Raw genomic sequence first — 20,902 nt, 5'->3', positions numbered from 1 at the left:
GGTTAGTTACACAAGTAATGAACCAAATAACCACCCGGACGGGATTCGTGTTCGATCCCGGGTACCCAGCGCAGGAGCCGCTTTGATTGATGACAGCAGGCCGATCTTCCAGCAGATCGCAGAACGCGTCGAAGGCGACATCCTTGACGAAATCCTCAGAGAGGAAAGCCAAGTGCCGTCCACCAACGAGTTCGCCGCCTTCTACCGGATCAACCCGGCAACCGCAGCCAAGGGGATCAACCTCCTGGTCGATGAAGGCATCCTCTACAAGCGCCGCGGCATCGGCATGTTTGTTGCCCCCGGCGCCCGGGAAGCCGTCCTGAAGAAGCGCCGCGAGCAGTTCTATCAGCAGTATGTCCGTCCGCTGACTCTCGAAGCCCGGAGGCTCGGGATCGATGACGAGCAGCTCTCCGGCTTAATCCACCGCAGCACCGCCGACACCGAAGGGAGCATGGCGCCATGACCGCCGGCACCGAGAACGTGATAGAAACCCGGAACCTGACACGCCGCTACCGGGACCAGCTAGCGCTCGACAATGTGAACCTGAGCATTTCCGGCGGCCGGATTTACGGGCTGCTCGGCCGCAACGGGGCGGGTAAAACCACACTGATGTCGATCCTGACCGCCCAGGGGTTTGAGTCCGCGGGTGAGGTGCGGGTCTTTGGGGAACACCCCTTCGAAAATGAGCGGGTGCTGCGCAGGCTGTGCTTTGTCCGCGAGTCGCAGAAGTATCCGGACGACTTCACGGCCGCGAATGCCTTCGCGTCGGCCCGGCTGTTCTACCCCAATTGGGACGCCGGATACGCCGCCTCCCTCGCGGAAGACTTTCACCTCCCGTTGAAGCGCCGGATCAAGAAACTTTCCCGCGGCCAGCTCTCCGCCGTCGGCGTGATCCTCGGACTGGCTTCGCGCGCAGACATCACGTTTTTCGACGAACCCTATCTGGGCCTCGACGCCGTTGCCCGCCAGATCTTCTATGACCGGCTGGTTCAGGACTTTGCCGAACACCCGCGCACCATCCTGCTTTCCTCACATCTGATCGATGAGGTGGCCAATCTGCTGGAACACATCATCGTGATCGACGACGGCCGGATAGTCCTGGACGATGACGCCGAGAACATCCGGGGCAGTGCCATCACCGTGACCGGAACGGCGGAAGTCGTGGAGGCCTTCGCTTCCGGCCGGACGGTGTTGCACCGCGAATCCCTGGGTTCGCTCGTGTCGCTGACCCTGGAGCACCGAATGGACGACGGCGAGCGCCGGGAAGCCGCCGAACTCGGACTGCAGCTGACACCCGTGTCCCTGCAGCAACTCGTAGTCAGGAAATCCCTGCAACCCGATGGCCTGGAGAAACCCGGCACCGGCGCACCTAGCCTGGAGGTGTTCAAATGAACCAGTCACTAGCCGTTGCGAGGATGCAGCTGACCAACAAGTGGATCTACCTGTGGACCCCGCTCATCATCCTCGTGGCCTCAACATTGATTTCCCTGGCCATCTTCGCCATGGTCCCTGATGACGCCACCACCGTCATTTCAGGCTCCGGGCAGGCCGTGATGTGGTATTTCTTTGCACTCGGAATCCAGGCCATGACACTGCTCTTCCCTTTCTCCCAGGCCATGAGTGCCAGCCGGCGTTCCTTCTACATGGGGACCGTGGGGCTGTTCGCCGGCGTGGCCCTGGTACTGGCAGTTGTGTACTGGATCCTGGGGCTGATCGAGCAGGCCACCGACGGGTGGGGCATGGGCGGAGCCATCTTCGCCATCCCGTGGATTGCGGAGGGCGCCTGGTACACCCAGATCCTGTTCTACTTCGCAGTCACCATCCTGTTGTTCCTGGCGGGCTTCTGGAGTTCGACGATCTACAAGCGGTGGCGGACCGTCGGCCTGACCGCGGCTCTGGTCGGAGTCGGGGCAGTGCTGCTGGGAGTCATCGCCCTGATCACCTGGCAGGACGCCTGGCCGTCAGTGGGTGCCTGGATCATGGAACTGACACCGCTCTCCCTCGCCGGCTGGGTGCTTGCGGCCGGAGCGCTTCTTGCGCTGACGTCCTACGCCACCCTCCGGCGGGCAGTCCCGTAGGCGAAAGCCCCAGCCACCCTGTCCGCCGGGTCAGAATCCGGCGGACGGGGTCTTCGCTGCCTCACCGATGATGCGCTCCAGCTCGGCTTCCCCGGCCAGGTTGAACGGCCGGATCAGTTTGTCCGCCGCCACGTAATAGAACGCGGCGCGGACCTTCTCCAACGGCACACCCTTCAGCCGGGACCAGGCAAGCCGGTATACGGCCAGCTGCACCGCGCGGACGTCCAGCTTCGAGGACGACGGCGGGGCACCGGTTTTCCAGTCGATCAGGTCCCAGGTGCCGTCTGCGTCCTGGAAAACCGCGTCGATACGCCCTCGGACAACCACGGCGTTCACCTTGGTTTCCACCGGAACCTCAATATAGGCGGGCGTCCGCTGCGCCCATTCGGATGCCTCGAAGGTCGCCATCATGTCCTCGAGCTGGTACGCCTCATCCACGTATGCGTCGGCAGCCCCGGGGTACTCGTCGATATCCAGCATGCCGCTGCTACCGAAGAACTCCTCCACCCAGGCGTGGAACGCGGTGCCCTTGCGGGCGGCCATACCGGGCTGGCGGGGAACCGGACGCCGAAGCTGACGGGTCACCTCAGCCGGATCATCCTTCAGGTCCACCAGCATCGACGCCGAGATGTGGGCGGGGAGTTCCACCTGCACCACTTCATTCGGCGGCCGGTGCCGAGCCAGCAGCAGCTCCGTTTCCCGCCCCCAGCGGCCGTCCGGCACCGGGACATCCGCGCCGTCCGGGGACAAGGCACGGTCAGCGGGCTGCCGCTCCGCAGCAGCCAGGACGGACCGGGCCGCCGCTTCCATCCGCGGGCGGCGCGCTCCCAGCGGATCCAGCGGCCAGCGCGCCCGTTCCGCTTCAGCGTTCGCCGGGTTCTCGGTCCCTTCATCCTCGGGACTGACCCATTGCAGGAGCCGGTAACCGGCTGCGCCCTCCTGCTCCAGGTCATAGAGGTCCCTTAGGTACCGGGATGGTGCCAGCGGTTTGGAGCGTCCGCCGCCCCAGGCGGAGGAAGTGCAGATCAGCACCGATTTGGCGCGCGTGAAGGCCACGTAGGCAAGCCGGCGTTCCTCCCGCTCTGCGTGCCCCTTCGCATCTTCGCTGAAGAGCTTTTCGCTCTCCAGCCAGGTCTTCTGGTCAATTTGGTCCCATTCCCACTGCGGCAGGTCCAGGCTGTCCCCCCGAAGGGTCCAGGGCACGGCCGCGTCGCCGCTGCTCCAGCGTGAATCCTTATCGCTGGGGAAGGATGCTTCATTCAGGCCGGGGACAACCACAATGTCCCATTCCAAGCCCTTGGAGGCGTGGACGGTGAGCAGCTGGACCGCTTCGCGGCTGGGTTCCAGCGGCGTGACGGGCAGGCCGTTTTCCTCGCTGTCGGCGGCTTCCAGCCAGGCCAGGAACGCGGCCAGGTCTACCCGTTCCGCAGCAGAACTGAACGTGGCTGCAGCGTCAATGAAGGCGTCCAGGTTGCGGCGGGATTCGTGCAGCGTGACACCGGGTTTGGCCGCCACTTCAATGTCCAGCAGGATCCGCCGCTCCACTTCCCCGATCAGTGTGGTCAGGTCCTCGCCCACAAACCCGCGCAGGTCCCGCAGTTCATCACGCAGCACTGTCAGCCTGCGCAGGCCCTCTTCGGAAAGGGACCGGCCCGCGTTGGAAACCCAGCCGGGCCGCGGCAGGGAATCCACCGCTTCCACAAGGCTCCCTGCCTCCACGAGATCGGCCTCCACCACGAGGTCCGGCGCTTCGTCCGGACCGTGAATCTCCGCAGCATCGGCCACCCGCACTGCCCGTTCCCGGACCCGGACCAGATGCCGGGACCAATCAGCCAGCGCCATCAGATCTGCCGGGCCCAGACGCCAGCGCGCCCCGGCCAGGATACGCAGCATCGAGTCCGAACGCCCCGGATCGCCCAGCACCCGCAGGACAGCCAGGAGGTCCACGACTTCCGGTGTTGACAGCAGTCCGCCGAGTCCAACGATCTGCACGGGAATGCCGCGCAGTTCCAGTTCCTTCCGAATGGGTTCGAACTGCTTCCGTCCGCGGCACAGCACAGCCACGGTCGGCCGGACCCCCTGGTTCCGCTCATCGCGTTCGAAGAACCGCTCCCGGTGGTAGGCCACCTGCTCTGCCACGGCTTCAGCTTCTCCGAGGATCCGTTCCGGGTTGCCCTTGCCCGGTTCCACCGATACGTCGCACAGGTAGCGCCCCAAATAGACTTCCCCGACCGGCGCGTTCGGCTTGGCTTCGAGTGCGGGCACGTTCGGGAGCCGCTGGTGTTTCAGCCAGGGGGCGGCATCGTTGAGCTGCCCGGCAACCGTGTTGGCGGCGGCCAGCACGGATGTGGAGTTACGCCAGGCCACTGACAGGTTCGCGAGCGGCGCCAGGTCCCTGCGGTGTTCGCCTATCAGCGGGAACTTCTCGCGGAACGTCCCCAGCTGGCCGGCGGAGGCGCCACGGAAACCGTAGATGGACTGGTGCGGGTCGCCTACGGCCGTCACGGCCCGGCCGTCACCGAACAGGCTGGAGAAGAGCACCATCTGCGCGTGGGAAGTGTCCTGGAATTCGTCCAGCAGGACCACCTTGTATTTGGCACGTTCCATTTCCACTGCTTCGGGAATAGTGGCGGCAATCCTGGCAGCAAGCTCCACCAGATCACCGAAGTCCAGCTGCCGGCGCTCGGCTTTGGCCCGCCGGTATGCTTCCACCAGTTCCGTTACCGTGATGCGCGTACGCAGCCGGTTGAGCAGCTTCCGGGCAGCCTGCGTGGGCTCCTTGGGTTTGCCGAAGTGATACGGCAGCGCAGAAACCGCATCTACGTGCGTCTGAAGCTCGGCCCGCACCTCGGCTGGTGTGCGCAGATGCTCGGAGCACTCCCCCGCCATTTGCAGGACGGCATTGACCAGGGTGGATTTCGCGGCAGTGAAATGGTCGTATTCGCCGGAGTAGGCTTCCACCACTTCGTTGGCCAGCTGCCAGGCCTGGGCACCGCCGAGCATCACCGAATCACGTTCCACCCCGATCCGCAGACCGTAGTCGTTCACGATTCCGTTGGCGTAGGAGTGATAGGTCGAAACGCTGGGGTCCAGGCGCTCGTCACCGCCGGAACCTGGTTCCCCGTTGGCTCCGGCCTGCCCCTCGGCCCCGTCCAGCTGCCGGTACAGCAGGTTCAGGCGTCCCCTGATCCTGCTGGCGAGTTCGCCCGCCGCTTTCCGGGTGAAGGTCACGCCCAGAATCTGTTCCGGCCGGACCAGCCCGTTGGCCACGAGCCAGACCACCCTGTCGGCCATGGTTTTGGTTTTCCCGGACCCGGCGCCGGCGATCACCAGCAGGGGCTCCAGCGGACCTTCGATAATGCCGATCTGGTCCGGTGTGGGGTACTGCACCGGGGAATGGGGATCGGTGTGCAGCAGTTCGGCAAGCTCGCGGGCGCTGTACTTCGGCGCCTGTGCAGCCTCCGGCGCTCCGCTGGAGCCCTCGTCAGTGACGGCACTCATTCAGTGACCTGCTTTCCTTCAGCACACAATGGACAGATTTCCGGCAGCCGGCAGCCGTTGCCGCCGAACCCGCTGCGGCCGGGATCGTGAACCGTTTCGAAGAACGCTGCCGACATCAGCCGGGCGGCCTCCCGGACCATGTCACGTGCCGAGGTATCCTCCGGATCCAGCGGTGGCTGCTCCTGGACGGAAACGCCCTTGTTGGTGGTACCCAGCTGCACCAGCGCCGCACCGCCGGGGGCCTGTGATGCCTCCGGGAAGGCACCCTCACGGATAGCCTCCTGATAGGCCGCCAGCTGCGGATGGCCCGCAAGGTCATCCTTTTTCGGCGCAGACTTGCCCGTTTTCAGGTCCACAATGAACAGCCGTCCGTCAGCGTCTTTCTCCAACCGGTCAATCTGGCCGCGGAGCAGGGCCGTACGTTCGGCACCGTTGATCTCCACCGGCAGCTCCACCTCGAAGTCCTGTTCCACGCCGGCCAGGGACCGTCCGCTGCGGCGCATGCTGATCACGTATTCGGCGAGCTTGCGGACCATTGTCTCGGCCCGGTGGAAGTCCATCTGGCCTTCCCAATTCTCCTTCATGCCCAGCGACGGCCAGCGCTTCTGCAGCTCGGCTACGTATTCGCTGCCTGCGGCGTCGGGCATGTCCTGGGCAATGGCGTGCACCAGCGTCCCCAGTGAGCGGGCAAAATCCGTCGCCTGCTCACCACCCGCTGCGGAAACGAACCAGCTCAGCGGCGACTTCAGGACGGCATCGACCTTGGAAGGGGACACGGGGATCGGGGCATCCGGCGGGAGGATCGGCTCGTCCGTGGACTGCGACGCCAGGCCCCACCACGAATCAGGGTGCGCGCCCGGAACGGGAACCTGGTGATTGAGCATGGTGCCCAGCCGGTACACCGCTTCATCCGCCGCACCCCGGTCGGCGTCGGGCTGCTGGGCGTACCTGCGCAGTTCCGCCACCAGCGAGCGCAGCGTGCTGGGCCGCAGTACCTCGGTGCGTGCGCGTTTCTCGGCGCCCGGTTCCAGCGGCGCCACCAGGTCCAGGAACTGCGAAGGCTGTTCGTCCTCGGAGGACACCGCGGTACAGATCAGTACCTCTGTTGCCCGCGAGATGGCAGTGGAAAAACTGCGCAGCTCATCAAAGCGGATGGACTGCATCAGGGTCAGCGGGTCGCGGTGGGCCCGGAAGCTGTCTCCGTGCTCCACCGCCGCCACCAGTTCCCCGCTTCCCAGCAGTTCCCCGCGCAACCGCAGGTTGGGCCAAACATCCTGCTGGATCCCGGCCACTATGACCATTGGCCACTCACGTCCTGCCGCGCTGGCGGGAGTAAGCAGTTCCACCGCTTCCCGGCGCTGGGCCCGGGCAGCCAGCGTATCCATCGGCAGCTCCGAGCTCGTGAGGTAATCCAGGAACTGTGCAGGAGTGGAGCCCGGCAGCTGGTCGACGTAGCGTTCAGCAGTCTGGAACAGGGCCATGATGGCGTCCAGGTCCCGGTCCGCACGGGACGCGGCGGGACCGCCCGCCAGTGCCGTCTCGGCCCATTTTTTGGACCAGCCCGATGCTGACCAGAGCGCCCAGAGAACTGTTTCCGCGGTGGCCCCGGGTTCTGCTGCTGCCTTCCGTCCGGCGGTGAGCATTCCGGCGATGCGCCGGGCCGCGGTTCGGGCATCCCATTGCAGGCCGGCAAGCGCCAGCCCTGACGACGATTCCGGGTCCAGCAGCGATTCCACCAGGAGCACGTCGCTGGTGCGCCCGCCGCCGCCGCTGAGTTCCTCGCGCCGCAGCGCCTGCCGCAGCCGGCGCAGTTCCAGGGTGCTGGCACCGCCGATGCGGGAGGTCAGCAGTGAAACAGCAAGTTCCGGCGTCAGCAGGTCCGGATCGAGGACGACGGCGAAGGCGTCCAGCAGCGGACGGACTGCGGCTTCGTCGCGGACCGCCTTTTCGGCAACCGGAACCTTGACCTCAATTCCCTGGCCCGAGAGATAACGCTGCAGTGCGGCCAGCTGCGCACCGGTCCGGACGATCACTGCCATGTCCTCCAGCGAGCGCCCGTGCAGCAGCTGGGCTTCGAGGATCCGCTGGGCAACATAGCGTTGCTCATGCATGGGCGAATCCACGACGTGGGCTTCGGCGGCGGGGACCAGGGCGGGAGCAGGTGCTTCGTCCCCGGAATCGGGCAGATCCGGAGTTCGGGCCGGATCCGCAGTTGAGGACAGGTCCGCGGCGCCGGCAGCTGCAGGGCTTGCGGCTGCCTTGCGGAACGGGAACCGGGCATCGGCAACCGCAGTGCGGTAGGACGGCAGTGACCCCACCACGGATATGCGTGCGGCGGTCCGGATCCAGGCCCCGGCCAGTTCACCGGTCAGCCGGTGCGAAGTAGTGAGGACGTGCGTTTGAATACCGCCGGGGAAACGGTTGCCCAGCTTGCCCACCAGGTCCGGGCGGGCACCGCGGAAGCCCTGGACCACAGTGTCCGGGCACGCCGTGGCCACGGAATCCCCCGTGCCGGCCAGAAGTGTGAAGAGGCTGTGGATGGCGGGGTTGGCTTCCTGCAGGTCATCCACCAGCACCAGCTGCTGGCGGTCCTGCTCGGCGGCCAGGAACTCCGGATCGGAGCGCAGGATGTTTAGCGCTGAGGTAATGATGCCCGCCGGGTCGAAGGACTCCGGCATCCGCAGGTCCAGGACATCGCGGTACTCGGCATAGAGGTCTCCCGCCGCCACCCAGTCGGGGCGGCCGTACCGTTGTCCGAGTTCCCGCAGCTCCTGGGCGGAAATGCCGTATTCGATGACCCGGTCGAAAAGCTGACGGATTTCCTGCCGGAACCCGCGGGTGCCCAAAGCAAGGTCCAGGCTCTCGGGCCACGGCAGCTGCGGAACGCCATGCTGCCCGTGTCCGGCCAGCAGTTCCTTGATGATCACGTCCTGTTCGGCACCGGAGAGAAGTTTCGGCGCACGGGTGAGGTACGGGAGCCTGCCTTCGGTCTTGGCGCGGCGGATCAGGTCGAAGGCGTAGGACGCCCAGGTCCGCGCCGGAGCGGTGCTTAGTGTTCCCTGCAGCCGCGCGGACAGTGCATCGCGCAGCCCCGCCGCGGCAAGCCGGGTCGGAGCGAGCATCAACAGGTTCGCGGGATCCAGCCCGTCCCGTTCAATGCGGGCGACGGCGGCTTCCACCAGGACGGTGGATTTACCCGTTCCAGGTGCCCCGAGCACCAGCACCGGACCGCTTCCGGCGGGAAGGTCCACCACGGCCTGCTGGTCAGCACTGAGCTGCGGGGCACCGGCTGCAGCAGCAGCCGGTGAAACGAGTTGGAGTTTAACGCTCATGGCTCCACTTCATCATGACCCACTGACATTCCTGTTATCCGCCGAACCCGCGTGTGGTGCGGCGCCGGGTACGGGATCCGCAGCCTGGCGAAGCCGGTTCCGGAGCTCATCAAGGAACCTCCACTGCTCCTCCGTCGGCTGCCAGCGCGCCGTACCGATCAGCACCCGGTAACCGTTGCCGCCGTCGTCGGCCGTTCCCCGAACAGGGGTGCCCTCCCGCCGGTAATGTTCCCATGCCTGTCCGCCGTGGCACCGGGGCGGCTGACCGGAGGCACGCAGTACCCGCCACCAGCAGACCTCCGATCCGCGGGCGGACATCACCGCACCGACCTGGCGGGGGCCGCCTGTTCCGAGCAGTTCGGCTATGTCGCCGTAGGACAGCACCTGGCCGGACGGAATGAGATCCGCTACTGACAGCACCGCATCCGCATACTCCGCCTGCATATCCAGTAGGGTACCGAGGCCGCGGCACACCCCGCCAATTCCGGGATTGTCGGTGCCCGCCGGTACGTTTGATGCATGAACAGCTGGCATGAACTCCCCCGGGCCGCCTTCGATTTGGAGACCACGGGCCGGGACCCGCAGACCGCGCGGATAGTCACCGCGTCCATTATTCTGGTCAACGGCAGGGGTGACACGCTGCAGCACCATGAGTGGCTGGCCAATCCGGAAATACCCATTCCCGCGGAAGCGGCCGCCATTCACGGCATCACCACCGAGCGTGCCCGTGCAGAGGGCGGATCGCCGGCATCCGTGACCGCGGAAGTCGCCGAAGTGCTGGGCGGCTTCTTCGCCGCCGGGATCCCGGTGATGGCGTTCAACGCCTGCTATGACTTCACGGTCCTGGCGCGGGAATGCGAGCGCTTCGGCCTCACCGCTCCGACCCCGTTCCCGGTGATTGATCCGTACATCCTGGACAAGCAGGTGGATCGGTTCCGCCGCGGCAAGCGCACCCTCACGGCCATGGCGGAACACTACGGTGTCGGTTTTGAGAATGCCCACACGTCGGCTGCGGACGTTGCCGCCACGCTGTCCGTGGCAGCGGTCATGGCCGCGAAGTACCCGGAACTGCAGTGCGAAGCCGCACAACTGCACCAGTACCAGATCGGATGGGCCGCCGCCCAGGCTGCCAGCTTCCAGGAATACCTGCGGCGCCGGGATCCGGAGGCCGTGATCGACGGTGCCTGGCCCCTGCGCCAGGCACCGGACCTTGATCCGCTGGCGGTGCCGGCCCCGGCCTGACCTGTCTTTGGCCAGTCGTCACAGGCCGTCACCTTGGCAGGACGCCTGTTGGTGTCATGAGATACTGGTAGTTGTGTCAGGCGCTGATGGCGCCCGGGCGTACCCGCGCACCATGCGCGCGCATCCCGCCCCGCGCCACGAGATTGGCGGGCACCCTCCGCACGGCCGGCCCTTGGCCAAGGCACCCCTGAGTGCCCTCTCCAGGCACGCCCCTGTCCGGCCGCTTACGCACATGACGAGGACCAATGATCACAGTTACCGACCTCCGCAAGGTCTACCGGCAGGGTGAGCGCGATGTCACCGCCCTGGACGGCGTCAGCCTCAGCGTGCCGAAAGGCTCCATCCACGGCATCATCGGGCATTCAGGTGCCGGTAAATCCACGCTGGTGCGCTGCCTGACCCTGCTGGACCGGCCGACGTCGGGCTCCGTGACCATCGACGGACGCGAACTGACGGCCGTAAAGGACTCTGAGATCCGCGCGGCCCGACGCCGCATCGGCATGGTGTTCCAGCACGCGAACCTCATGGATTCCCGGACTGCGGCAGCCAATATCGCCCATCCCCTGGAACTGGTGGGAACCAAAAAGAGCGTCATCGACGCCAAGGTGCGGGAACTGCTGGGCCTGGTGGGACTGGAAGGTTTTGCCGGCGCCTATCCCGCCCAGCTCTCCGGCGGCCAGAAGCAGCGCGTCGGCATTGCCCGGGCACTGGCCTCGGATCCTGATGTCCTGCTCTGTGATGAGCCCACGTCCGCTCTGGACCCGGCAACCACCGATGACATCCTGGATCTGATTTCGGACCTGACCCGCCGGCTGGACCTGACGGTGCTGATCATTACCCATGAAATGAACGTGGTGAAGCGCATCTGCGATTCCGTCTCTCTGCTGGAGGCGGGCCGCGTCGTCGAGCACGGACCGCTGCGCGAGGTTGCCTCGGATCTGCGCGGCCGGCTCGCCAAGCAGCTCATTCCGCTGCCGGCCACGCCCCCGTCCCCGGGCGGACCGGTGCTGGAACTGCTGTTTACCGGGCAGACCACGTCGGACCCGGTGCTCTCGGCGCTGACCCGCCGCTTCGACACGGACGTCAACGTCCTGGCAGGCAGCGTTGAGCTGCTGGCCGGTACCCGCTTTGGGCGGCTGCGCATCCAGCTGGACACGCATACCGACATGACCGCCGTCCATGAATACCTCGCCCTGCAGGGCGTCACCGTGGAGGTGGCCGCATGAACTTCCTGACCGAGCTTTTCGACAATCCCGGTATTACCAAGGCACTGCCCGAAGCAGTGGTTGAAACCCTGCAGATGGTTGGCATCTCCGGCTTCTTTACGCTGCTGATCGGCCTGCCGCTGGGCGTGTTCCTGCACACCAGCGCGCCGGGCGGGCTGCGGCCGCTGCGCATCACGAACCGGATTGTCAGCGACATCATCGTGAACATCACCCGGTCGGTGCCGTTCGCGATCCTGGCCGTCACCCTCATCCCGCTGGCCCGGCTGGTTACCGGAACCTCCATCGGCCCGGTGGCCGCGTCCGTGTCGCTGAGCATCGCCACCATTCCGTTCTTCGCCCGCCTGGTGGAAAACGCCCTGCGTGATGTCTCCGGCGGCAAGATCGATGCCGCCCTGGTGATGGGCTCCACCAAGATGCAGGTGGTTTCCAAGGTCCTGCTGCGCGAGGCCATGCCCGGTCTGGTGGCTGCCCTGACCACCACCATGGTGACCCTGGTCGGATACTCGGCCATGGCCGGCATCATCGGCGGCGGCGGCCTGGGCCGGCTGGCCTACAACTACGGCGTCCAGCGTTTCGACACGCAGGTAATGCTCGTGACCATTGTCGTCATTGTGGCGCTGGTACAGATCATCCAGCTGGTGGGCGACTGGTTCTCCCGCCGGGTGGACCACCGTTCAGCCTCGGGCAGCAGCAGGCGCCGCCGTCCGGCCGCCGCTGTCCCGGGTACCGACGCCGCAGCAGCCGTGCGCCCTGCCGGCGGAGCGGACCGCGAACGGGACGGTGCCGCAGTCTGATTCCCTCAGTTTTCCGCACAGTCCGGGCAGCGTCCGGACTGATTCCCGGATCTGCAGCCAGTAGCCGCTAGCTGCACCCCACCCGCGGGCGGAGTTCCGTCACGGGTTTCGCGAAAGGAACGCACTCGATGCGTAAAGCACTAACCCTCGTTGCCACCGGTGTGGCCACGGCTCTGGCGTTGACGGCTTGTGGTGGATCCGATTCCGCCCCCAGCGCCGTGGAGAGCCTTGACCCCGCCAATCCGGTAACCCTGACCGTGGGCGCCAGCCCGACGCCGCACGCCCGGATCCTGGAATTTGTCCGTGACAACCTCGCCGAAGAGGCCGGGCTGGAACTGGAGATCCAGGAATTCGACGATTACATCACGCCGAACATCTCCCTGAATGACGGCGACAGCGACGTCAATTACTACCAGCACCTGCCGTACCTGGAATCCCAGATGGAAAGCCAGGGCTACGACTTCGAGCACGGTGCCGGCATCCATGTGGAGCCGTACGCCGCCTTCTCGGAGAAGCACAAGGACGTCTCCAGCATTGAAGACGGTGCCCGCGTCATGGTCACCAACGATCCCTCCAATCAGGCCCGTGCCCTGAAGATGCTCGAAGATGCAGGCCTCGTCGAAGACATTGCCGAGGATTCCTCCGTGCTCACCCTCACCGACGAGCAGAACCCGAAGAACCTGGACTTCCAGGAAAACCAGCCCGAACTGCTGGTCAACGATCTCAGTGATCCCACGGTGGACCTGGCTATCATCAACGGCAATTACATCCTCGAGGCGGGGCTGAGCACCGATGACGCCCTGCTGGTGGAATCCGTGGAGGAGAACCCCTACGCGAACTTCCTGGTCTGGAAGGCCGGCAGCAAGGATGCCCGGATCGACAAGCTTGAAGAGCTGCTGCACTCCCCCGAGACCAAGGCCTTCATTGAAGAAACCTGGCCGAACGGCGACGTGACCGCTGCGTTCTAGCCCTCAGGCACAATAAAAAACCCCGCACCTGCCAGGTGCGGGGTTTTTTATCGTCAGGATCAGGGCTGCGCCTGAGCGGCCGCCTTGGCTGCTGCCGGCAGCGCCGCGTAGATGCGGTCCATCGCGGCGTCGTCGTGGGCACCGGAAAGGAACCATGCCTCGAAGACGGACGGCGGCAGGTACACCCCGGAGTCCAGCATGGAGTGGAAGAACGGCCGGTACCGGAACGCTTCCTGCGCCTGGGCCTGCTCGTAGTTGTGCACGCCGGTGGCGGAGGTGCCGAAGGCGACACTGAACAGGCTGCCTGCGCGCTGGATGCTGTGGTCCACGCCGGCCTTGTCCAGTTCGGCGGATACCGCGGCGGAGAGCTCCGCGCTGCGGGCGTCCACCGTGGCGTAAACCTCGGCGGTGGCTGCCTTCAGCGTGGCCACGCCGGCGGCCATGGCGATCGGGTTACCGGAGAGGGTTCCGGCCTGGTAGACCGGTCCCAGCGGGGCCAGATAGTCCATTACGTCGGCGCGGCCGCCCAGGGCCGCCACGGGCATGCCGCCGCCGATGACCTTGCCGAAGGTGAACAGGTCCGGCGTCCAGCGCTCCGCCGCGTCGGCTGCGCCGCCGGTGAGGCCCCAGTAGCCGGCCGGCCCGGTGCGGAAGCCGGTGAGGACCTCGTCCAGGATCAGCAGGGCACCGTGCGAGGCGGTGATGCGGGACAGTGCGGCGTTGAAGCCCTCGTCCGGGGTCACCACGCCCATGTTGGCGGGGGCAGCCTCGGTAATGACCGCGGCGATGTCGGAGCCGTGCTCGGCAAAGGCCTTTTCCACGGCGGCAACATCGTTGTACGGCAACACCAGGGTCTCGGCAGCGGTGGCTGCCGTGACGCCGGCGGAGCCGGGCAGGGCCAGCGTGGCCAGGCCGGAGCCGGCGGAGGCCAGCAGGCCGTCCAGGTGTCCGTGGTAGCAGCCGGCGAATTTAATGACCAGGTTCCGGCCGGTGTAGCCACGGGCCAGCCGGATGGCGGTCATGGTGGCTTCGGTGCCGGTGGAAACCATGCGCAGGCGCTTCACAGCCGGCACGCGGTCCATGACCAGCTGCGCCAGCTCTGCCTCGGCGGGGGTGGAAGCGCCGAAGGAGAGCCCGTTGTCGACGGCCGCGTGCACGGCGGCCAGCACGTCCGGGTGCGAGTGGCCCACCAGCGCCGGACCCCACGAGCAGACGAGGTCCACGTAGTCGCGGCCCTCGGAGTCGGTGATGTACGGCCCCTTGGCGGAGACCATGAACTTCGGCGTGCCGCCCACCGAGCCGAAGGCCCGGACCGGGGAGTTCACGCCGCCGGGCATCAGGGCCCGGGCACGGTCGAAAAGCTCGTCATTGGAGGACGGTGTTACAGGTGAGGACATTACTTGCTTTCCTTCAGCCAGGCTGCCAGCTCGGCGGCCCAGTAGGTGAGAATCATGTTCGCGCCGGCCCGCTTGATGCCCAGCACCGACTCTTCGATGGCCCGGCGGCGGTCAATCCAGCCGTTGGCGGCGGCAGCTTCAATCATCGCGTACTCGCCTGAAATCTGGTAAGCGCCCACCGGCACCGGTGACATCGCGGCCACGTCGGCCAGCACGTCCAGGTAGCTCATGGCCGGCTTGACCATCACCATGTCGGCGCCTTCTTCGAGGTCCAGCTCCACTTCCAGGAGCGCCTCACGGCGGTTGGCAGCTTCCATCTGGTAGGTCCGGCGGTCGCCCTTGAGCTGGGAGTCCACCGCTTCACGGAACGGTCCGTAGAACGCCGAGGCGTACTTGGCGGCGTAGGCGAAGAGGGAAACGTCCTGGTAGCCGGCCTCGTCCAGAGCCTGGCGGATAACAGCTATCTGGCCGTCCATCATGCCGGACGGGCCCAGGACGTGGGCGCCGGCGCGGGCCTGCTCCACAGCCATCCGGCCGTAGATTTCCAACGTGGTGTCGTTATCCACCACGCCGTTGTCATCCAGCACCCCGCAGTGTCCGTGGTCGGTGAATTCATCCAGGCAGACATCGCTCATAATCACCAGCTCGTCCCCCACTTCTTCGCGCACCGCCGCGATGCCGCGGTTGAGGATGCCGTTGGGGTCCGTGCCGGCGCTGCCCACGGCGTCGCGTTCAGCGGGGATGCCAAAGAGCATGATGCCGCCCACCCCGAGTTCCACTGCTTCCGCGGCGGCCTTCTTCAGGGAGTCCATGGTGTGCTGGACAACGCCGGGCATGGAGGTCAGCGGATTGGGTTCGGTAATCCCCTCGCGGACAAAGGCGGGCAGGATCAGCTCGGCCGGATCGAGCCGGTATTCGGCTGTCAGGCGGCGCATGGCGGGTGTGGTGCGCAGCCGGCGGGGACGGTGCTGGGGGAAGCTCATAGAGGTAAGTCTGCCTTCCGGTATTGGTGGAGCTAGTTTTTGGAGCCCGTTGACATAGCAACGGACAGTGCCTGCGCTATTCCCTTGGGAGTCGGGTGTTCCGCCACGGCATGCAGCGGCAGGTGAAGCCCGCGCATCTGCGCGGCTGTGCTGTCTCCGATCGCCACCAGCAGTGTGCCCGCAGGTACCGGGGAACACCGCGTTGCGAAACGCAGGGCAATGCTCGGGGAGGTCAGGACGACGGCGCGGGGCCCGGCAGGCGTGAGGGCGCGGAACGCCGAAGCGTCCAGGAGTCCGTCAGCGGGAACCTCAGGGGTGAAGCGCATTCCCGGCGCCGGGAAATCAACGGTGCAGTAAGCGGTGACGGCACGCACCTCCCAGCCCAGGGCGGTCAGCGCGTCATGCAGCGAAGGGTCGGCAATGTCCGCCTGGGGCAGCAGGACCCGCAGGTCTCCCCCTTCGGGGTCTGAGCCGGAGGGGTCCGGCCAGGACGCAGCCAGTCCGCGGGCAGACTGGTCCGAGTCGGGCATAAAATCGACGTCGAAACCTGCCTCCTCCAAGGCATGCCGGGTGCCCGCACCCACCGCCGCGATCCGGGTATCCGCCGGAACCACGGATCCGGGGCGGATCCCCAGGGCAGCACACCGGTGCGTGACGGCCCGGACGGTTGTCACGGAAGTGAACACCACCCAGGCGAACCGGCCTGCCCTGAGCGCATTCAGTGCTCCGTCCAGTGCCGCCGTGTCCGCGGGGAACTGGAAGTCGATCAGCGGCATCAGCGCTACCGCTGCACCGCAGTCCTCCAGTTCCCGGACCATGGCCGAGGCCCGGTCCGGGGTACGCGGAAGCACCACGCTGAGTCCGGTGAGGTCCGGACCGTTATGCCTGGTGGCTGCCATCTCAGCAGGACCCGTGGAGCATCAGCTGGCGGGCAGATCTGTGAGCTGCCCGGCGCCGGCTGCCAGCAGTTCCTCGGCAACCTGCACGCCGAGGGCGCGGGCTGCGTCTTCGCTGAGGTCCGCGACGGCGGCGCTGCGCCGCAGCAGGCGGGTTCCATCATCGCTGCAGACCACTGCTTCGAGGCTGATGGTGCCTTCCTCCACATGCGCCAGTGCGCCTACGGGGGCGGTGCATCCGGCTTCAAGCCTGCCCAGCATGGCGCGTTCAGCGGCCACGGTGAGCCTGCTGTCCCGGTGGTCATATGCCTGCAGTGCCTTCGCCAGCGCGCCGTCTTCGGCATCGGCGGTACGGCACTCCACGGCCAGGGCGCCCTGGCCCGGGGCAGGCAGCATCACGGCGGGATCAATGAACTCGGTGACCACACCCAGACGGCCCAGCCGGGCCAGTCCGGCCGCGGCGAGCACCACGGCGTCGAGGTCTCCCGGCGCGCCTGCCACGAGTCCTGCCACGCGTCCCAGCCGGGTATCCACGTTGCCGCGGATGTCCACGATCTCCAGGTCCGGGCGGGCGGCCCGCAGCTGTGCGGCACGGCGCGGCGAGCCGGTGCCGATTTTGGCTCCGGCCGGAAGCTCCGCCAGGGTCAGGCCGTCACGGGCGCAGAGCACGTCGCGTACGTCCACGCGTTCGGGAATGGCACCCAGCGCCAGGCCCGGGGCCGCAGCCGTCGGAAGGTCCTTGAGCGAATGCACGGCGACATCGCAGTCCCCCCTCAGCAGCGATTCGCGCAGTGCAGCGACAAAAACCCCGGTTCCGCCGATTTGGGACAACGCGGCACGGTTGATGTCCCCCTCGGTACGCACGCGCACCAGTTCGACGTCGAACCCGCCCAGGGCCGAAAGCGCTTCGGACACCGTGGTGGTCTGCGTAACGGCGAGGGCACTGCCGCGGGTCCCGATCAGGACGGGCGAGTGGGCCACTATTCGACACCCACAGTGGAATCAGCGCCGGCGATGGTCGGCTTTTCGCCGCGCAGGTTCGCGCAGCAGCCGGGACGGCAGACGTCGTACCACGGACCGAGTGCGGTCAGCGCGGGACGGTCGGCAATGTTGTTCTCCGCCGTGCGCTCCTGGACCAGGTCCACCAGGCCGGAGACAAAGGTGTCGTGGATGCCCGGTGTCGGAGTGCGGTCTGCAGCGAGGCCAAGTTCCTTGCAGGTATCCATGGCTTCGGTGTCCAGGTCCCAGAGGACTTCCATGTGGTCGCTGACAAAGCCGAGCGGGACAATCACCACGCCGTTGACGCCCTTGGCCGGCAGTTCGGCAATGGCATCGTTGATGTCCGGTTCCAGCCAGGGAATGTGCGGGGCGCCGGAGCGGGACTGGTAGACCAGCTGCCAGTCCAGGCCTGCGGCTTCGGGGATCCGGTCCATGATGGCGCGGGCGTTGGCCAGGTGCTGGGCAACGTAGGCGCTGCCTTCTTCGAACTCCCGGTCGCGGGGGCCGGAGGCCTCGGCGTCGGCAGTGGGAATGGAGTGAGTGGAGAAGAGGATTTCAATCTTCCCGTCCGTGATGCCCCGGGCCTCCAGCTGTTCGCGGACCTTGGCGACCGACTCGCGCACGCCTTCGACGAACGGCTCCACAAACCCCGGGTGGTCGAAGTACTGACGTACCTTGTCCACCTGCAGCTTCTTGTCCAGGCCGGTCTTGAGCAGGTTCATGCCCAGGTCCTCGCGGTACTGGCGGCAGCTGGAGTAGGAGGAGTAAACACTGGTGGTGACCATCAGGATCCGGCGGTACCCGGTGTCATAGGCGTCCTGCAGGACATCCTTGATGTAGGGCGCCCAGTTGCGGTTGCCCCACAGTACGGGCAGCTCCACGCCTCGGCGTTCCAGCTCAGCCTCGAGTGCAGCCTTCAGCGCACGGTTCTGGGCGTTGATGGGGCTGATGCCGCCGTTGGCCCGGTAGTGCGTGGCGACTTCCTCCAGCCGCTCATCGGGGATACCGCGGCCGGCGGTGACGTTGCGCAGGAAAGGAATTACGTCTTCCTGGCCTTCCGGGCCGCCGAAGGATGCCAGCAGGATGGCGTCGTAATGCTTCGGTTCCATGCGCCCGTTTTCGTCAACCCCTTCCAGCGGGTTGAACGCAGCGGGCTCGTGGGAAAGGTCGGATGTCATTTAAGTACCTCGGCAACTTCGGCGGCCGGGATACGCCGGCCGGTATAGAACGGAACTTCCTCGCGGACATGGTTGCGGGCTTCAGTGGAGCGCAGGTGGCGCATCATGTCGACCAGATCAACCAGATTGGGGGCCTCCAGGCCAAGGATCCACTCCCAGTCGCCCAGGGCGAAGGAAGCTACGGTATTCGCGAGGACCTGGGGGAATTCGCGGCCCAGCATACCGTGGTCACGCAGCATCTTGCCGCGTTCCTCGGCGGGCAGCAGGTACCACTCGTAGGAGCGGACAAAAGGATAGACGCAGATCCAGGCCTCGGGCTCGATACCGCGGGCAAAGGAAGGCCAGTGGTTCTTCGAGAACTCCGCATCGCGGTGCACGCCCATGGCGGACCAGGCAATTTCGGTGTTCGCAAACAGTTCCGTGCGCCGGATCCGGCGCAGGGCTGCCTGCAGCGCTTCGGCCTTGCTGCCGTGCAGCCAGACCATCACGTCCGCGTCAACGCGCATGGCGGAGACGTCGTACAGGCCGCGCAGTGTCACGTTGTCGGCGCCGAGGTCCTTCGCGAGGGTTTCAAAGGCCTCCACTGCACCGTCGGAGACCGGTGTCGCGGGCGCCCCGGACCGCTTGAATACGGTCCAGAGGGTAAAGAACTGCTCTTCGTTTTCAGCCGCCCCGGAGGCGCTCTGATCCATCGTCTCAGTCATGATTAACAGTCTGCCCCTTGCTTGTGGGTAAATCGAAACACAGAACTTCTACAACTTGTAGAAAGTGGTTAATGTCACACCTGCTGCAGCGCCCGCGCCAGAGCCGCCGTCCGGGTCCGGGTATCCGCGGTTACCGCGGCCAGCCCGGTACCGGCCAGCCAGGCGCCGACCGCTTCCAGCCCGGATACTTCTGCCACGGCTGCCCGGACCGCCGCCACCCGGTCACTGTGGCCCACTGCTGCGGACGGCAGTGCACCGACCCAGCGCACCACGTCGGCGCCCACCACATCCTCGGCACTGAGGGAAACCTGCAGCAGTGCGGAGGCATCCGCCACGGCCTGCCGGAGGAGGTCCTCGTCAGCGCGTTCGGCGTGGGCGGGTTCGCTGGCCGCGTCATCAGGTGAAAGTGCCCGCCCGTAGGAAAGGCGCAGCACATGCGTGCCGGGTCCGGTGGAATCCGCGAGCCACTGCCACTTGGCGGTGGCATGGGTCAGTGCCTTGGCATCCACGCCTTCCACCTCCCGGTCAACCAGGACGCCGGTGCCGCGCGGCATGGCATCCAGTTCCGGCCGGTCCACTACCAGGGTGACCAGTGCGACGCCGGGTCCCGGCGAGGGCTTGTACGCGGAGAGCTCGGGCAGGGCCCCGGACATCAGGTCCACGGCTGCCGGGCCGTCCGTGGCTACCACCACGGCATCGGCGCTGAGTTCCCGGGTGTCGCCGTCGCCGTCAGCGACGCGGATCTGCCAGCCGTCGTTATGCCGGCTCAGTTTTTCGGCCCGCGTTCCGGCGAGCAGCAGCACGCCCGAGGCTTCAAGATCGGCTGTCAGCGCCTCGGCCAGGCGGCCCATGCCGCCCTCCAGTCCGGCCACTGCCGAACCGGCCGGGGCGGCGGCGCGGATGGCCCCCACCGCAGCAGCCAGCGAGCCGTGTTTGGCAATGGCCGCACGGAGCCCGGGGGCAACGGAATCCACATCCAGTACATTCGGGTCCGCTGAATAGACGCCGCCAACCACCGGGGTGACCAGCCGGCGAAGCACCGCTTCACCCATCCGGCTGCGGACCACCTCCCCCAGACTGACGGATTCCCGGCGTTGCAGGGCACCCACCGGAAGAACCTTGTCCAGGGCTGCACGGGCAGCCCCCACCCGGCCCAGGGCACGGACTATGTCCGGATCGCGCGGATCCGCCGGGATGCCCAGGATCCCGCTGGCAGGCATCCGCTGTGCGCCGGCGGGCAGGTCAGCGGCGGCCAGCTGCAGCCAGGAACCGGCAGGGTTCGGCTGTACGACGGCGCCGGACAGGCCCAGCTCGCTGATCAGCTCGGGCACGGCAGTGGATTTGGTGGCGAAGGATTCAGCTCCGCTGTCCAGCCGGATACCGGCCACCTCATGCCGTCCCACACATCCGCCGAAGGAGCCGGAAGCCTCCAGGACGGTGACGCGGATGCCGGCCCGGGCGAGGTCACGCGCGGCGATCAGGCCGGAGATGCCCCCGCCCACAACAACGGCGGAAGGGGTGTTTTCAGGCGGGACGGCGCCGGACTCAGTGCTTCTGCCGGGCCGGGCTGCCCGTCCGGTTTTGGCGGCAAAACGGTGCGGCAT

General features: G+C 66.6%; 17 protein-coding genes. 7 read left to right on the top strand and 10 right to left on the bottom strand.

What is annotated here, in order from left to right; genetic code table 11:
* Positions 1-82: 82 nt before the first annotated feature.
* From QWJ37_RS05415 to QWJ37_RS05405, 3 genes are read left to right on the top strand one after another with little or no spacing between them, the layout of a single operon-like run.
* On the top strand, positions 83-463 hold the full coding sequence (locus QWJ37_RS05415; protein ID WP_227903570.1) for a GntR family transcriptional regulator: 381 nt from the start codon (positions 83-85) through the stop codon (positions 461-463).
* Positions 460-1,392: an ABC transporter ATP-binding protein gene (locus QWJ37_RS05410; RefSeq protein ID WP_290244541.1), complete on the top strand. Its 933-nt coding sequence runs from the start codon at positions 460-462 to the stop codon at positions 1,390-1,392. The genes QWJ37_RS05415 and QWJ37_RS05410 overlap by 4 nt, the downstream gene beginning before the upstream one ends.
* Positions 1,389-2,078, top strand: a complete 690-nt coding sequence (locus QWJ37_RS05405) for a hypothetical protein (protein WP_227903577.1) — start codon at positions 1,389-1,391, stop codon at positions 2,076-2,078. Before QWJ37_RS05410 ends, QWJ37_RS05405 begins: the two co-directional genes overlap by 4 nt.
* Positions 2,079-2,108: 30 nt before the next feature.
* Here QWJ37_RS05405 and QWJ37_RS05400 read toward each other — a convergent pair whose 3' ends face one another.
* Genes QWJ37_RS05400 through QWJ37_RS05390 form a run of 3 tightly spaced genes read right to left on the bottom strand, consistent with a single transcriptional unit; the run spans position 2,109 to position 9,355 of the window.
* Positions 2,109-5,579, bottom strand: a complete 3,471-nt coding sequence (locus QWJ37_RS05400) for an ATP-dependent DNA helicase (protein WP_290244538.1) — start codon at positions 5,577-5,579, stop codon at positions 2,109-2,111.
* A complete protein-coding gene (locus tag QWJ37_RS05395) occupies positions 5,576-8,911 on the bottom strand; it encodes an ATP-dependent DNA helicase (protein WP_290244536.1) in 3,336 nt (1,111 codons plus the stop codon). Before QWJ37_RS05395 ends, QWJ37_RS05400 begins: the two co-directional genes overlap by 4 nt.
* A gap of 12 nt (positions 8,912-8,923) precedes the next feature.
* Positions 8,924-9,355 carry an MGMT family protein gene (locus QWJ37_RS05390; protein ID WP_227929560.1) on the bottom strand — a complete coding sequence of 144 codons (432 nt, stop codon included), beginning with the start codon at positions 9,353-9,355 and terminating at the stop codon, positions 8,924-8,926.
* Between the two features lie 75 nt (positions 9,356-9,430).
* On the opposite strand from QWJ37_RS05390, the gene QWJ37_RS05385 reads away from it, so the two are divergent.
* The 4 genes from QWJ37_RS05385 to QWJ37_RS05370 all read left to right on the top strand — a co-directional run bounded on the left by QWJ37_RS05385 (position 9,431) and on the right by QWJ37_RS05370 (position 13,141).
* On the top strand, positions 9,431-10,153 hold the full coding sequence (locus QWJ37_RS05385) for a 3'-5' exonuclease (protein ID WP_290244532.1): 723 nt from the start codon (positions 9,431-9,433) through the stop codon (positions 10,151-10,153).
* A 245-nt stretch (positions 10,154-10,398) separates the two neighbouring features.
* Positions 10,399-11,379 carry an ATP-binding cassette domain-containing protein gene (locus QWJ37_RS05380; protein ID WP_227929558.1) on the top strand — a complete coding sequence of 327 codons (981 nt, stop codon included), beginning with the start codon at positions 10,399-10,401 and terminating at the stop codon, positions 11,377-11,379.
* Positions 11,376-12,173, top strand: a complete 798-nt coding sequence (locus QWJ37_RS05375) for a methionine ABC transporter permease (RefSeq protein ID WP_227903590.1) — start codon at positions 11,376-11,378, stop codon at positions 12,171-12,173. Before QWJ37_RS05380 ends, QWJ37_RS05375 begins: the two co-directional genes overlap by 4 nt.
* Positions 12,174-12,301: 128 nt before the next feature.
* Entirely contained in the window at positions 12,302-13,141 is an 840-nt protein-coding gene (locus QWJ37_RS05370; RefSeq protein WP_290244527.1) for a MetQ/NlpA family ABC transporter substrate-binding protein, read from the top strand.
* A 59-nt stretch (positions 13,142-13,200) separates the two neighbouring features.
* Here the strand turns inward: QWJ37_RS05370 and hemL are convergent, their stop codons facing one another.
* The 7 genes from hemL to hemG all read right to left on the bottom strand — a co-directional run bounded on the left by hemL (position 13,201) and on the right by hemG (position 20,902).
* Positions 13,201-14,538, bottom strand: coding sequence for a glutamate-1-semialdehyde 2,1-aminomutase (gene hemL, locus QWJ37_RS05365; protein ID WP_227903595.1), 1,338 nt, complete (start codon positions 14,536-14,538; stop codon positions 13,201-13,203).
* Positions 14,538-15,521 carry a porphobilinogen synthase gene (gene hemB, locus QWJ37_RS05360; protein WP_227903598.1) on the bottom strand — a complete coding sequence of 328 codons (984 nt, stop codon included), beginning with the start codon at positions 15,519-15,521 and terminating at the stop codon, positions 14,538-14,540. Before hemB ends, hemL begins: the two co-directional genes overlap by 1 nt.
* Before the next feature lie 32 nt (positions 15,522-15,553).
* Positions 15,554-16,420: a uroporphyrinogen-III synthase gene (locus QWJ37_RS05355; RefSeq protein ID WP_290244524.1), complete on the bottom strand. Its 867-nt coding sequence runs from the start codon at positions 16,418-16,420 to the stop codon at positions 15,554-15,556.
* Positions 16,421-16,441: 21 nt separating this feature from the next.
* Positions 16,442-17,398, bottom strand: a complete 957-nt coding sequence (gene hemC / locus QWJ37_RS05350; protein WP_227903601.1) for a hydroxymethylbilane synthase — start codon at positions 17,396-17,398, stop codon at positions 16,442-16,444.
* Complete coding sequence (locus tag QWJ37_RS05345) at positions 17,398-18,525, bottom strand: ferrochelatase (RefSeq protein ID WP_227903984.1); 1,128 nt, start codon at positions 18,523-18,525, stop codon at positions 17,398-17,400. Before QWJ37_RS05345 ends, hemC begins: the two co-directional genes overlap by 1 nt.
* Before the next feature lie 65 nt (positions 18,526-18,590).
* Entirely contained in the window at positions 18,591-19,298 is a 708-nt protein-coding gene (gene hemQ, locus QWJ37_RS05340) for a hydrogen peroxide-dependent heme synthase (RefSeq protein WP_227903603.1), read from the bottom strand.
* A gap of 74 nt (positions 19,299-19,372) precedes the next feature.
* The gene (gene hemG / locus QWJ37_RS05335; protein ID WP_290244522.1) at positions 19,373-20,902 is read right to left on the bottom strand and encodes a protoporphyrinogen oxidase; all 1,530 of its coding nucleotides are present in this window, start codon (positions 20,900-20,902) and stop codon (positions 19,373-19,375) included.

This window comes from Arthrobacter sp. YD2 (genome assembly GCF_030410475.1).
Classification (GTDB): domain Bacteria; phylum Actinomycetota; class Actinomycetes; order Actinomycetales; family Micrococcaceae; genus Arthrobacter_B; species Arthrobacter_B zhangbolii.
Note: the sequence above shows the minus strand (reverse complement) of the source record. Positions and strands in the feature narration are given on the sequence as shown.

Excerpts from the sequence above, each read along its gene's own strand:
- QWJ37_RS05410 (WP_290244541.1), top strand. The coding sequence starts at position 460 with ATGACCGCCGGCACCGAGAACGTGATAGAAACCCGGAACCTGACACGC.
- QWJ37_RS05405 (WP_227903577.1), top strand. The coding sequence starts at position 1,389 with ATGAACCAGTCACTAGCCGTTGCGAGGATGCAGCTGACCAACAAGTGG.
- QWJ37_RS05400 (WP_290244538.1), bottom strand. The coding sequence starts at position 5,579 with ATGAGTGCCGTCACTGACGAGGGCTCCAGCGGAGCGCCGGAGGCTGCA.
- QWJ37_RS05395 (WP_290244536.1), bottom strand. The coding sequence starts at position 8,911 with ATGAGCGTTAAACTCCAACTCGTTTCACCGGCTGCTGCTGCAGCCGGT.
- QWJ37_RS05390 (WP_227929560.1), bottom strand. The coding sequence starts at position 9,355 with ATGCAGGCGGAGTATGCGGATGCGGTGCTGTCAGTAGCGGATCTCATT.
- QWJ37_RS05385 (WP_290244532.1), top strand. The coding sequence starts at position 9,431 with ATGAACAGCTGGCATGAACTCCCCCGGGCCGCCTTCGATTTGGAGACC.
- QWJ37_RS05380 (WP_227929558.1), top strand. The coding sequence starts at position 10,399 with ATGATCACAGTTACCGACCTCCGCAAGGTCTACCGGCAGGGTGAGCGC.
- QWJ37_RS05375 (WP_227903590.1), top strand. The coding sequence starts at position 11,376 with ATGAACTTCCTGACCGAGCTTTTCGACAATCCCGGTATTACCAAGGCA.
- QWJ37_RS05370 (WP_290244527.1), top strand. The coding sequence starts at position 12,302 with ATGCGTAAAGCACTAACCCTCGTTGCCACCGGTGTGGCCACGGCTCTG.
- hemL (WP_227903595.1), bottom strand. The coding sequence starts at position 14,538 with ATGTCCTCACCTGTAACACCGTCCTCCAATGACGAGCTTTTCGACCGT.
- hemB (WP_227903598.1), bottom strand. The coding sequence starts at position 15,521 with ATGAGCTTCCCCCAGCACCGTCCCCGCCGGCTGCGCACCACACCCGCC.
- QWJ37_RS05355 (WP_290244524.1), bottom strand. The coding sequence starts at position 16,420 with ATGGCAGCCACCAGGCATAACGGTCCGGACCTCACCGGACTCAGCGTG.
- QWJ37_RS05345 (WP_227903984.1), bottom strand. The coding sequence starts at position 18,525 with ATGGAACCGAAGCATTACGACGCCATCCTGCTGGCATCCTTCGGCGGC.
- hemQ (WP_227903603.1), bottom strand. The coding sequence starts at position 19,298 with ATGACTGAGACGATGGATCAGAGCGCCTCCGGGGCGGCTGAAAACGAA.
- hemG (WP_290244522.1), bottom strand. The coding sequence starts at position 20,902 with ATGCCGCACCGTTTTGCCGCCAAAACCGGACGGGCAGCCCGGCCCGGC.